Origin of the sequence: Polaromonas sp. YR568 (assembly GCF_943372955.1) — a bacterium.
Taxonomy (GTDB): Bacteria; Pseudomonadota; Gammaproteobacteria; order Burkholderiales; family Burkholderiaceae_C; genus Polaromonas.
This window is the reverse complement of the sequence record NZ_CALSAL010000004.1, coordinates 38,174-50,479: the sequence shown is the minus strand read 5'-3', so window position 1 is coordinate 50,479 and position 12,306 is coordinate 38,174. Positions and strand designations below refer to the sequence as shown.

The 12,306-nt window shown below is 63.8% G+C and carries 14 protein-coding genes; 2 read left to right on the top strand and 12 right to left on the bottom strand.

The features are described from left to right. The first annotated feature begins 31 nt into the window (after positions 1 to 31). Positions 32 to 1,258, top strand: coding sequence for an alpha-D-ribose 1-methylphosphonate 5-triphosphate diphosphatase (locus tag AAG793_RS11915; protein ID WP_341908506.1), 1,227 nt, complete (start codon positions 32 to 34; stop codon positions 1,256 to 1,258). Between the two features lie 92 nt (positions 1,259 to 1,350). Next, positions 1,351 to 1,905, top strand: coding sequence for a DUF427 domain-containing protein (locus tag AAG793_RS11910; RefSeq protein WP_341908505.1), 555 nt, complete (start codon positions 1,351 to 1,353; stop codon positions 1,903 to 1,905). Positions 1,906 to 1,908: 3 nt separating this feature from the next. Here the strand turns inward: AAG793_RS11910 and AAG793_RS11905 are convergent, their stop codons facing one another. The 12 genes from AAG793_RS11905 to can form a co-directional block, all read right to left on the bottom strand. Next, positions 1,909 to 2,130 (bottom strand): DUF4287 domain-containing protein, encoded by a 222-nt coding sequence (locus AAG793_RS11905; protein WP_341908504.1) that lies wholly within the window; start codon positions 2,128 to 2,130, stop codon positions 1,909 to 1,911. A 58-nt stretch (positions 2,131 to 2,188) separates the two neighbouring features. Further along, positions 2,189 to 2,491 carry a HigA family addiction module antitoxin gene (locus AAG793_RS11900; RefSeq protein WP_341908503.1) on the bottom strand — a complete coding sequence of 101 codons (303 nt, stop codon included), beginning with the start codon at positions 2,489 to 2,491 and terminating at the stop codon, positions 2,189 to 2,191. 24 nt (positions 2,492 to 2,515) lie between these two features. Beyond that, positions 2,516 to 2,794, bottom strand: coding sequence for a type II toxin-antitoxin system RelE/ParE family toxin (locus AAG793_RS11895; protein ID WP_341908502.1), 279 nt, complete (start codon positions 2,792 to 2,794; stop codon positions 2,516 to 2,518). A 109-nt stretch (positions 2,795 to 2,903) separates the two neighbouring features. Continuing rightward, entirely contained in the window at positions 2,904 to 3,371 is a 468-nt protein-coding gene (locus tag AAG793_RS11890) for a GNAT family N-acetyltransferase (RefSeq protein ID WP_341908501.1), read from the bottom strand. Between the two features lie 80 nt (positions 3,372 to 3,451). Beyond that, positions 3,452 to 4,114, bottom strand: a complete 663-nt coding sequence (locus AAG793_RS11885) for an HAD family phosphatase (protein ID WP_341908678.1) — start codon at positions 4,112 to 4,114, stop codon at positions 3,452 to 3,454. Between the two features lie 83 nt (positions 4,115 to 4,197). Then, positions 4,198 to 6,015, bottom strand: coding sequence for a 7TM diverse intracellular signaling domain-containing protein (locus tag AAG793_RS11880; RefSeq protein WP_341908500.1), 1,818 nt, complete (start codon positions 6,013 to 6,015; stop codon positions 4,198 to 4,200). A 150-nt stretch (positions 6,016 to 6,165) separates the two neighbouring features. Next, positions 6,166 to 6,585, bottom strand: a complete 420-nt coding sequence (locus AAG793_RS11875; protein ID WP_341908499.1) for a YchJ family metal-binding protein — start codon at positions 6,583 to 6,585, stop codon at positions 6,166 to 6,168. A 159-nt stretch (positions 6,586 to 6,744) separates the two neighbouring features. Continuing rightward, positions 6,745 to 7,872 (bottom strand): acyl-CoA dehydrogenase family protein, encoded by a 1,128-nt coding sequence (locus tag AAG793_RS11870; RefSeq protein ID WP_341908498.1) that lies wholly within the window; start codon positions 7,870 to 7,872, stop codon positions 6,745 to 6,747. Between the two features lie 4 nt (positions 7,873 to 7,876). Further along, positions 7,877 to 8,548 (bottom strand): SDR family oxidoreductase, encoded by a 672-nt coding sequence (locus AAG793_RS11865; RefSeq protein WP_341908497.1) that lies wholly within the window; start codon positions 8,546 to 8,548, stop codon positions 7,877 to 7,879. 20 nt (positions 8,549 to 8,568) lie between these two features. Continuing rightward, the gene (locus AAG793_RS11860) at positions 8,569 to 9,765 is read right to left on the bottom strand and encodes an acetyl-CoA C-acyltransferase (RefSeq protein WP_341908496.1); all 1,197 of its coding nucleotides are present in this window, start codon (positions 9,763 to 9,765) and stop codon (positions 8,569 to 8,571) included. A gap of 60 nt (positions 9,766 to 9,825) precedes the next feature. Next, positions 9,826 to 11,640 (bottom strand): bifunctional isocitrate dehydrogenase kinase/phosphatase, encoded by a 1,815-nt coding sequence (gene aceK / locus AAG793_RS11855; RefSeq protein WP_341908495.1) that lies wholly within the window; start codon positions 11,638 to 11,640, stop codon positions 9,826 to 9,828. A 9-nt stretch (positions 11,641 to 11,649) separates the two neighbouring features. Further along, a complete protein-coding gene (can, locus tag AAG793_RS11850; protein ID WP_341908494.1) occupies positions 11,650 to 12,306 on the bottom strand; it encodes a carbonate dehydratase in 657 nt (218 codons plus the stop codon).

The following is a 12,306-nucleotide window of genomic DNA, read 5'->3' as shown; positions in this document are numbered from 1 at the left end:
TGGGTGCTTTTTATTCGAAGGTTGTTCATTCATGGCAAACGCAGACCGCTTTTCCATTTGCGGAGGCAATGTTCTGTTGCCCCAGGGCCTTTGCCAGACAGAGCTGTGTGTTGAGGACAGCCTGATCTCGCACACAGGCAGTGCGCCGGGACGCGGCCATGTCATTGACGCGACGGGGCTGTATGTGTTGCCCGGGATCATCGACCTGCACGGTGACGCGTTCGAGCGCCAGATCATGCCGCGCCCGGGCGTGCACTTCGATCTGCAGCTGGCGTTGGCCGACACGGATCGGCAACTGGTGAGTAACGGCATTTCCACCGCGTACCACGGGGTCACTTATTCATGGGAACCTGGCCTGCGCAGCAGGGATACCCTGTTGCGCATGATGGATGCGATGGCCAACGCGGCCCGGTATCTGGCGTGCGACACACGGCTGCACCTGCGCCATGAAACCTACAACCTGGATGCAGAGGCCGAGATACTGGATTGGCTCGCCGCGGGAAAGATCGATCTGCTCGCATTCAATGACCACACGCCAGACATCTTGCGCAAGCTCACGAATCCCAAGGACTCCATGACGGTACTGCAACGCTGCGGACTGGAGCTCGGCGCGCTGCGCGAGCTGGCGGAGCGCGTGAGCGCGCGTGCTGCAGAGGTGGCCCCGTCCATCGCCCGGCTGGCCGCAGCGGCGGTGGCAGCGGGTATTCCGCAGGCCTCGCACGACGACCCCTCGCCGGAGACGAGGCAGTGGTATCAGGCCATCGGTTGCGGTATCTCGGAGTTTCCAAAGACGCGTGAGACAGCGGTACTGGCGCGGAAACTGGGCAACCATGTGGTCTTTGGCGCACCCAACGTCGTTCGAGGTGGCAGCCACCAGCCGAATAATGTTTCTGCCGCAGCGATGGCCCATGATGGCCTGTGCACGGTTCTCACGTCGGACTACTACTATCCCGCCATGCTTCCCGCCGCATTCCGCCTGAGCGACGATGGCGTGTGTACCTTGCCAGAGGCCTGGGCGATGGTCTCGTCCAACCCTGCGGAGGCCGCAGGGCTCCACGACCGCGGAACGCTGGCGCCCGGAAAGCGCGCCGATGTCTTGCTGGTGCAGGCGCCTGCAGGCAGAGCGCCGTCGGTAGTCGCCCACCTGATCGGCGGGCGGGTTGCCTATGCGGCTTCTGGTTCAAGGGCGTCCCTGTTTTCGACAAACCGGCCCGAGTCGGCTGACGTGGAAGCCGTGCAGGCCGCCGTTGTGGCATAGGCCCGGTGCCCGTCCCATCTGGCGGCAGCACCCCTTGAAAATCAGGTGGCTGGCGCGTGCTTTACGCGCTACCCTGTCCAATCATCGCCACCATGCCGACAACCCCCACCTGGCTGGAATCTGCCCGCGCCCACTGGAACTGGCGCGGTCAGTCGCAGCCGCCGTTTGCCATTACGCCCGCACCGGATCAGGTGTCGGTGTGGGACTTTCCACGGCCGCCCAAGTTGGTGGCGGACACACGCGAAGTAGTGATTGCGTGGAACAGCGTGGAAGTGGCCCGCACCCGCAGCGCAGTGATGGTGCTGGAGACGGCGCACCCGCCCAGCTTTTACCTGCCATGGCGCGATGTGAACCGCGCCTTGTTGCAGCCAGCGCGCGGCAGCTCGTTCTGTGAATGGAAGGGGCCGGCGAGCTACTGGTCACTTGTGAATGGCGGGCAGAGCCTGCCCCATGTGGCGTGGAGCTACCCGCAGCCTTTGCCCGGCGCAGAAGCCCTGGCCGACTGCGTGGCGTTTTACCCGACGCATCTGGAGTGCACAGTGAATGGCGAGAAGGTGCTCGCGCAGCCGGGCGGCTTTTACGGCGGGTGGATCACGCCGGAGCTGGTGGGGCCGTTCAAGGGCGAGCCCGGCACAGAAGGCTGGTGAGCTTCAGCTGCCTTGCTGAGTACGGTAATAGGCCACCAGCGCATTGGCGTGGCCGTGGCCGTGGCCCAGTTGGTGTTTGGTCTTGAGGAAAGCCACCTGTTCGGAATGCTTTTTGTCGCGCACCGAATCCAGCAGCTTGAACCAGTGGCTGACCGGCTTGCCGTAGGTCTTTTCGATGGAGGGGAAGTACGAAGCCGGCCCTTTGACTTTGGCATCAGTGGCCATATGGGTGCTCCCGTTGAACGTGATCTACGGCACTGAGCATCTACAGTTTTTCAGCCCCTCATGCTGAAACAGCACGAGCTACCGCAGGCCGCTTGGCCTTCTTCACTTTCGGTTCACCTTTTTTCTTCGCTTGCCAAAGGTCGTACTGGCCCTGCATGCGAAGCCAGATCTCGGGGCCATTGCCGATCCACTTGCCGACGCGAAGTGCCATGTCGGCGGTGAGGGCGGAACGGCCATTGATCAAACGCGACAAGGTGACGCGCGACACGCCCAACTGCTCTGCGGCCTCGTTCACGCTGAGCTGAAGTTCAGGCAGTACGTCATCGCGAATGATCAAGCCGGGGTGGGAGGGGTTGTGCATGGTCATTTCATCAACTTTCTATCGCTAGTGGTAATCCTGATAATCAACCAGAATGGCGTCTTGGCCCTCAAATGCAAAAGTCAACCGCCAGTTCCCGTTGACCCAAACAGACCAATGGCCATTCATGCCACCGGCCAGCGCATGAAGCCGCCAGCCCGGGATATCCATCTGCTCTGGGGCAGCCGCCTGATTCAAGGCGGTAAGTTGGCGATTGAGTTTTTCAGCATGATGCGGCTGTATGCCCGCCTTGCTACCTCTCTCAAAGAACGCCTGAAGCCCCCTGTGGCGAAACGATTTGATCACCGGTGCATTGTATCACGTAGCGATACACCAGGCAAAGTGGCTATCTGGCTTTTTCCCTGAGCGATTCGGACTGCGCCGTGAACGGTGAGAAGGTTACCGCGTGGCCGGATCAGCCCGGGGCCGAGAGCCGCAACTGCATAAAGACGCTGTAGGGGTCTTCCTTGTAACTGCCGAAGGGGCCGCAGCATTCAAAGCCATGGCTTTCGTAGAGCTTGCGTGCCGGCTCAAAGCCGGGCTGGCTGCCTGTCTCCAGGCTGAGCAACTGGTACCCGCGCTGCGTTGCCACTTTGACCACGTGCTCCAGCATTTGGCGACCAGCACCACGGCCTCGGCGCGCGGAGGGCGTCCGCATGGATTTGATTTCGCCGTGCACCGGGCTGAGTTCCTTCAGGGCGCCGCAGCCCATCAACTGGCCGTCTCGCCAGATGGTCCAGAAGGTGATTTCGGGCGCCTTGAGTGCTTCGAGGTCCAGCGCAAACACGCACTCAGGCGGAGACCACTGGTACATGTTCTGGAGGTGCTGCTCCAGCAGTTCGGCAATCTCCGGGCCGGACAGGTCATCTTGCTTGATGTGCATGGCGCGATGATGCCAAAAAACAAGTGCAAAAAATGATGACTAAAGGAGTGGCTTAAAGGAGTGGCTTTCAGGCCCGGCATTCAGGCGAGCAGCGCCGGCAGATCCTGCATCGCCGTGAACACCCGTACCGCACCGGTCTTCAGCAAGGCCTGCGGCGCATCGTGCCCGGCCTCGGGCGGGCTGTAGCCAAACACCGTGCAACCTGCCGCCACGCCTGCGGTGACGCCGGTCACCGTGTCTTCGACCACGGCGCAGCGCTTCGGGTCCACGCCCAGTGCGGCGGCAGCGGCCAGGTACACGTCCGGGGCGGGCTTGGAACGGGGCAACTCGTGGCCGCTGAAGATATGGCCCTTGAAGTAGGGCATGAGGCCGCACTTGTCCATCTGCAGTTCGACCTTGAAACGGTCTGCACCCGAGGCGCAGGCGATGCGGCCGCCGTAGAGCGCATGAATCTTCGCCACGGCCTGCACCGCGCCGGGGATAGGCGCCACATCGCTGATGAGGCGCTGGTTGCGCCGCTCGCGGAACTGCACCATCCACTCTTCCGTGAGTGGCTTGCCGGTGTGGGCTTCGATCAGCGCAGCCTCGTCTTTCACGGCCTTGCCGAGGAAGAGGCGCATGCAGTCGGCAGAACTCAGCTTCCAGCCGCGCTCTTCAAGCATGTCGCGCAGCACGCCGTTGGTGATAGGTTCGCTGTCGACGAGCACGCCGTCGCAGTCAAACAGCACAGCGTCATATTTCAACAAGAGTGGCCTCTTTTCAGAATGCGGCCGGTTGGCCGTGGGTGGCTGTCGTCAAGTGTCACGAGCAAGGCGTGCGGTGGATGTTATCCCCGCGCGGGTGGCACGGGCACGGTGTTCTCGGGTGCGGGGCGGGGCATCTCGCCATAGCGACGCACGGGAATCGTCACGCCAGCGCTGGGTGGATTCAGGAAACGGATGGCGCGGCGGCTGCCGTCGTCGGCATGCACCAGCGCCTGCAGTGCGGCGTCGAGCTTGCTGAAGTCCCCCGTGAACTGACGGCGGCTGCCCACCGCCACAGTGAAGTTCAGCGGGATCGCCAGCGGTTCGTCGGTGTTGTGCATCAGTCCGAGCGCGATCAGGCGCGACAGCCGCGCTGTCAGTGCGTCGCCGGGCTGCAGGCCTTCCATCACGATGCCCAGCATGTTGCGGTCCATCCGGCCCACCAGGTCAAACTGCCGCGTGATGGTTCGCACCAGCCGCACGCTGCGCGCCAGCATGGCCTCGGCCTCGATGGTGTCGCTGTGGTGCTGGTCGGCCAGCTCGACGGTGACATAGACCAGCACCACATCGCTGCCCTGGCGCTCGGCAGCGTGCCAGATGCGGGTGGCGCGTTCGCGGAAGGTCTTCTGGTTGAGGAAGCCGGTCAGCGGGTCGTGCTCGTTGGCGGCCTGGGCGCGCACCGTTTCGGCATGGCGCAGGCGGGCATAGGCATTGAGGCACAGCATCATGGCGACCGCCTCGACCATGGCGGCGGCCACCGGGGTGGCGCTGGGCAACCAGGGCAGCGTGAGCAGCGCGCCGCTGTCGGCCATCGTCAACGCGACGCAACCGAGGTAAGGCACATACACCAGCAGCCAATAACCACCAAAGGCCACGCCGCGCCGCCATGCACGGAAGGCGCAGGCAATCGTGAATACAAAGATACCGAGTATCAGCAAATAGAAGGCCGGCACCAGCTGGTCGTACTGGACCACAAAGGGGCTGATGCCGATGTACAGCACGGTGGCGGCGATCAGGCCGCGGGCGACCCAATGAAAGCCGCGCCCCTGCAGACCGCCAAAAATGGACCGGGTGAACTGCAGGTTGAAGACCAGCGAGCACAGCACCGTCAGGATGGTGGCATGGCTGGCGAAGGTGGTGGCCTGCGGCCACAGGTAGCGCTGGGCTACGCCGGTGTAGCAGAGCGTGGCCAGCCCGGTGAACCAGAGATAGCCGGCATACCAAGCGTAGCTGCGGTCACGGTAGGCCAGGGCCATCTGTGCACAAAACAGGACCAGCACGGCGATCACGCCCACCTGCAGGCCCGCCCAGAGCATCTGGGCCACGTCGCGGCGGGTGGCCTCGGCCGCCTGCACCAGTAGCGGGCTCAGGTTGGCGGGCAGCCGGTGCACCACGCGCACATAAATGTCGCCAGCCGGCGCACCTGCCGCAGAGGCCGCGAGCGGGAAGCGGGGCCGCAGTGAATCGGCGGGCCATTGGCTGTGGGCGATGAAGTCGCCAGCCACGAGCCTGCACCACGCGCCGCCTGCGTCGCGCTGGTAAAACTCGTAGCGGTCAACGATGACCGTGGGGAACTCCAGCAACCACGGGGCGCCATCTGCTGTGGCCATAGGTGCGGCCATGCGCAACCACAGCGGCGTGGTCACGCTGATGGAGTAGCGTTTGCTGGTGACCAGAGGCTTGAACAGCGCTGCGTCGAGCGCCGCCACTTGCTCGATGGTGGTCTCGGCGGACAGTCCTTCCAGCACCTGCATGGCTGCAGGATAGGCGGTCACCGGGTCAGTGCCCGGCGGCGCGCTGGAGGACGCGCGGGCGGCGCCCGCCCCTACCGTGAACGCCATCGCCAACACACACAGCAGGCCAGACAGCAGGCGGGTGAGGCCATGCCGTATCAGGGGCATGAAGAGGCTGTCAATTCCAGAACGGTTGGTATGCATACATACTGACAATGGCGGGCCAGTCATCTTAACCAGAGCCTGTTCGCGCGATTTCTGCGAATGCCAACGGCATGAATAAAGTGCCCCTCCAGACGCAGAACCCCGCCCGGACCGCTATTGGAACTGCTCACCTTCTGTGTAATACCAGCGGCCCGACTCGCGCACGAAGCGGCTGCGCTCGTGCAACCGCACCGCGGGGCCACCCATCGGCTTTTGGCGCGCAACAAATTCGACCTCGGCATGCGTGTCGTCAATCGGCCGGTGGCTGCGCACCTCCAGCCCCAGCCACTTCACACCCGGCTCAAACTCAACGGAGGCCGGGCGGTGGCTGACGTGCCAGGTGGCGAGCAGGTAATCAGCGCGCTCCAGCACAAAGGCGGCGTAACGCGAGCGCATCAGCGATTCGGCATCGGGCGCCGGCGCATCGGCAAAGTGTTCGACGTACCGGCCGCAGCAGCTGGCAAAAGACAAGGGCTGCCGCGCTGCACCCAGACGCCCGCAGGGACAAGGTTTTGGAGTCTGGTTCTGAGGCATTTGCAGGATCAGCCTTCTCTCGCGGTTGCTGGGTCGTGGGCAGTAGGCACTTTCCTCATCACCCAGCAGGTGCCGCGGTACCGGCTTTGCCGGACCGCAGGCCCCGCCCCCTGCAAGGGGGGAGGAGGCTACACGCAGTGAGCCTCAACAGGGGTGCGTTCATAGCCCGCGTTGAATGATGATTTTTTGGACATCCGACGTACCTTCGTAAATCTGGCACACACGCACATCACGGTAGATGCGCTCGACTGGAAAGTCGCTCACATAGCCGTAGCCGCCCAGCGTCTGGATGGCGGCGCTACAAATCTGCTCGGCCATCTCGCTGGCAAACAGCTTGGCCATGGCGGCTTCTTTCAGGCAGGGCAGGCCGGCGTCGCGCAGGCTGGCGGCGTGCCAGATCAGCTGGCGTGCCGCTTCGAGCTGCGTGGCGCAATCAGCCAGCCGGAAACCCACCGCCTGGTGATTGATGATGGCGGTGCCGAAGCTGTGCCGCTCTTTGGCGTAAGCCAGCGCGCTTTCAAACGCGGCGCGGGCCATGCCCACACTCTGCGCGGCGATGCCGATGCGGCCACCTTCGAGAGCGCTGAGCGCGATACGGTAGCCCTCGCCTTCGGCGCCGATCAGGTTCTCTGCGGGGATGCGGCAGTTGTCAAAGTTGATCTGCGCCGTGTCGCTGGAATGCTGACCAAGCTTGTCTTCCAGCCGCGCCACCACATAGCCGGGTGTGCTGGTGGGCACGATGAAAGCGCTCATGCCTTTCTTGCCCGCACCCTTGTCAGTCACGGCGATGACGATAGCCACCTGCCCGTTTTTGCCGCTGGTGATGAACTGCTTGACGCCGTTAATGATGTACGCGTCGCCGTCTTTAACAGCGCTGGTGCGCAGTGCGGATGCATCGCTGCCCACATGGGGTTCGGTCAGGCAGAAGGCGCCCAGCATCTGGCCCTGCGCCAGCGGCGTGAGCCACTGCTTCTTCTGCTGGACGTTACCGTAGCGCATGAGGATGGCATTGACCGGGCAGTTGGTCACGCTGATGGCGGTGCTGGTGCCACCGTCGCCGGCGGCGATTTCTTCCAGCACCAGTGCGAGCGTGAGGTAGTCGAGGTTGGCGCCGCCGAACTCCTCGGGCACGCAGATGCCGTAGGCGCCCAACGCGGCCAGGCCCTTGTGGGCCTCGACCGGAAAGTGGTGCTCCTTGTCCCAGCGGGCGGCATGGGGCCACAGCTCCTGCTGGGCAAAATCGCGCACCGCGTCGCGGATCATGGTCTGGTCTTGGGTCAGCAGCATGGGGTTACCAGGTGTCGAACGGGCGCCCGTCGTAATTCAGGAACGCGCCCTTTTGAATCGGTTGAATGGAAGCGATGGTCTTGCGCATGGCGGCCACGCTGGCCTGCACCGTGAGTGGTGCGCCCTCGCCGCCCATGTCGGTCTTGACCCAGCCGGGCGAGATGGCAACCAGCGTGGCGCCGGGGTAATCCGACTGCGCGGCAGCCACCGCCATGTTCAGCGCGGCCTTGCTGGTGCGGTACACCCAGCTGAAGCTGGATTCCACGCCGCCGATCTGGCCCATCGCACTGCTGATGAAGGCGAAGGTGCCACCCGCTGCCTCGACCAGCGGCGCCACCTGCGGAATGGTCTGCATGGCGCCCAGCACGTTGGTGTGCATGACGCGGTCAAAGTCGGGCTGGGTCGGTGGTGTGGTGGCGCCGGCGCGGTCCATCACGCCCGCCACATACCAGGCGATATCAATTTTCTCGCCATCGAGTTGCCAGGCCAGACCACTGACGCTGGTCGGGCTGGCCACATCGAGGGTGAGCGTCTCGGCACCCAGTGCGCGAAGGCGCTGCAGGCCTGCCTCGTCCCGCGCCGTGGCGATGACGCGCGCACCGGCCTCGCGGTACTGGCGCACCAGTTCGAGCCCGATGCCACGGGAGGCGCCGATGACGAGGACGGTGCTGCGCATGTGAAGCTGCCGCGGTGCAGTTACAGAAGCTCAACCGCGAGCGCGGTACCTTCACCGCCGCCGATACACAGCGTAGCGACGCCCTTCTTCAACCCCCGCGCCTTCAGCGCATGCAGCAGCGTGACGATGATGCGGGCACCGCTGGCGCCGATGGGGTGGCCCAGCGCGCAGGCGCCGCCGTTGACGTTGACGATGTCGTGGCTGATGCCGAGCTCGGTCATCGCGGCCATGGGCACCACGGCGAAGGCTTCGTTGACTTCCCACAGGTCCACGTCTTTCACTGACCAGCCGATCTTCTTGAGCAGCTTGTTCACCGCACCCACAGGGGCGGTGGTGAACCACTCGGGCTGCTGCGCAAAAGTGGCGTGGCCGAGGATGCGGGCGATGGGCTTGGCACCCAGCGCTTGCGCTGTCGATGCACGGGTGAGCACCAGCGCGGCAGCGCCGTCATTGATGGACGAGCTGGAGGCGGCAGTGATGGTGCCGTCTTTCTTGAACGCCGGCTTGAGCGTGGCGATCTTGTCAAGCTTGACCTTGCCCGGGCCTTCGTCGATGGAGATCACCGTGTCACCCGCACGGCCCTTGACGGTCACCGGCGTGATCTCGGCCTTGAATGCGCCAGACTCGGTGGCGGCCTTGGCGCGGTTCACGCTGGTGGTGGCGAAGGCGTCTTGTGCCTCGCGCGTGAACTTGTACTTGTCGGCGCACTGCTCGCCAAAGGTTCCCATGGCACGGCCGGGTTCGTAGGCGTCTTCCAGGCCGTCGAGCATCATGTGGTCATAGATGCGGTCGTGGCCAATGCGGATGCCGCTGCGGCCCTTGAGCAGCAGGTGCGGTGCGTTGGTCATGCTTTCCATGCCGCCAGCGACCATCACATCGCGGCTGCCGGCAATCAGCTGGTCGTGCGCGAGCATGGTCGCTTCCATACCGGAGCCGCACATCTTCGACAGCGTGACCGCGCCCGCGCTGGCGGGCAGCCCGCCCTTGAAGCCGGCCTGCCGTGCGGGCGCCTGCCCCTGGCCGGCCATCAGGCAGTTGCCGAACAGAACTTCATCGACCTTGTCAGCCGGGATACCTGCGCGCTCCACCGCAGCCTTGATGGCGGCACCGCCCAGGTCGTGCGCCGACAGGCTGGCGAAGTCGCCCTGGAAGCTGCCCATGGGCGTGCGTGCGGCGCCGAGGATGACGATGAAATCAGAAGTGGGGGTTGTAGACATGGTGAGCTCCTTGAAAGAGGGGTTGGAATGGATGGGTGTTGTGGATGAATGGGGCGTGGGCTACTGCAGGGTCTCGCCCGCATGCTGCGCGGCAAAGCGCCGGCTGCGCTCGTAGGGAAACACGTCGTACACATGGCCGGCGCGGATGCGCTCCTGGTGGCGCTTCCAGAAACTGGCGTCCAGCAGGTCCGCGTGGTGTTTCATGAACACTTCGCGCACCGCGTGGTTGCCCAGCAGGAAGGGACCGAAGGTTTCGGGGAAGACATCCTTGGGACCGACCGAATACCAGATCTCGCCGCTCATCTCGTCTTCCTCGTTGCGCGCTGCCGGCACGGTGCGGAAGTTGCAGTCGGTGATGTACTCGATCTCGTCGTAGTCGTAGAACACCACCTTGCCGTGGCGGGTGATGCCGAAGTTCTTCCACAGCATGTCGCCGGGGAAGATGTTGGCGGCCACCATGTCCTTGATGGCGTTGCCGTACTCGACCACGGCGCGCTCGATCTGGTCGCGGGCGGCGGGCGTGTCCACACCGGCGTCGAAGGCTTCCTGCAGGTAGATGTTGAGCGGGATCATGCGCCGCTCGATGTACACATGCTTGATGATGACTTCGGTGTGACCATCGCCGTCGCGGTCGCTGATCTCCAGCTGGCTGGGCGCGTACTTTTCGAGCTCGGCAATCAGCTCGTCGTCAAAGCGCTCGCGCGGAAAGGCGACCTCGCTGTACTCCTGCGTGTCGGCCATGCGGCCGACACGGTCGTGTTGCTTGACCAGCAGGTACTTGCCCTTGATCTGCTCGCGCGTGGTGTCTTTCGGCGGCGGGTAGTGGTCCTTGATGACCTTGAACACATAGGGAAACGAAGGCAGGTCAAACACCAGCATCACCATGCCCTTGATGCCGGGCGCAATGCGGAACTGGTCGGTGCTGTGACGCAAGTGGTGCAGAAACTCGCGGTAGAACAGCGTCTTGCCCTGCTTGGCCAGGCCCAGCGCGTTGTAAATTTCGGCACGTGGCTTGCGCGGCATCAGGCTGCGAAGGAACTGCACATAGGCCGACGGAATGCCCATATCGACCATGAAGTAGGCGCGCGCAAAGCTGAACAGCATGAGCAGGTCGTCCTCACCGAACAGGGCGGCATCAATCACCAGCTTGCCGTGTTTGCCATGCAGTATGGGCAGCGCAAACGGCACTTCGTTGAAGCCGTTGATGATCTTGCCGACAACGTAAGCGCCCTTGTTTCGGAAGAACAGGCTGCAGAGCACGTGGATCTGGAAGTTGGCGCGCAGTTTCACGTCGTCAAAGCGGCCCCGCATGGCATCGACCACATAGCGGGCGTCGCGCTGCAGGTCTTCAAACGGCACCCGCAGATCAAAGCCCTGCACCACACTCGTCACGGTGTCGTGCAGGTTGTCGCGGTTGGGGTAGTAGGCGCGGTAGGTGGGCTGGGCCGTGGGTTCGTCGTTCTCGATGAATTCGGTGCTGACGGCCGGGCGGACGAAGATGAAGTCGTTCTGGAAATAGCTGCGGTGCAGGATTTTCGTGGTCACCGAGTTGAAGAAGGTCTCGGCCAGCTCGGGCTGCTGGTGGTTGACCAGCAGCCCGATGTAATGCAGCTTGACCTGTTGCCACACATCCATGGTCTGCTCGCCGGCCCTGAACTCGCGTTCCAGCCGGGTGAAGGCCTCGCGCACCCGCAGGTCGTAGAACTCGATGCGTTCGCGCTGGGCGCGCTGCTGGCCGTGCCAGTCGGCAGTTTCAAAGCGGTGCTTGGCACGTGCCGACTCGGTGCGAAACAGCTGGTAGTGGCGGTTGAAGCCGTCCATCATCGCCTTGGCTATGTCGTAAGCCTGAGGCGCGTCAAGACGGGTCGGGAACATGATCAGGTGTCAGCGCCGCGCCGCCACCACGCTGGCGACGGCCGCGCGGTACAGCGGCTCGATGGCGTCTGTGCTGGCCACCGTCATCTTCAGGTCCTGCAGCAGACCGTCGTGTACGCCGAAGGCCCAGCCGTGCACGCGCACCTTCTGGCCCTTGGCCCAGGCGTCGACCATCACGGTGCTGACGCAGACATTGACCACCTGCTCGATCACGTTCAGCTCCACCAGTGCATCGGCACGCTTTTCGGGGGCGAGTGCGTCCAGCACGGGGCGGTGACGGTCGCGCACATCCTGGATGTGGCGAATCCAGTTATCAGCCAAGCCGATGCGCGCGCCGTGCAGCGCCGCCATCACGCCGCCGCAGCCGTAGTGACCGACGACCATGATGTCCTCGACCTTCAGCATCTCCACCGCGTACTGGATGGCCGACAACGCATTGAGGTCAGAGTGCACCACCACGTTGGCGACGTTGCGGTGCACGAACACCTCGCCTGGCTCCAGCCCGGTGATCTGGTTGGCCGGCACACGGCTGTCAGAGCAGCCGATCCACATGTACTTGGGCGTCTGCTGCTTGATGAGGCCGGTGAAGAAACCGGGCCGCTCGCGCTCCATCTGGGCAGCCCAGGCGCGGTTGTGGGTGAAGAGGTCTTGGATGGATGAAGTCAT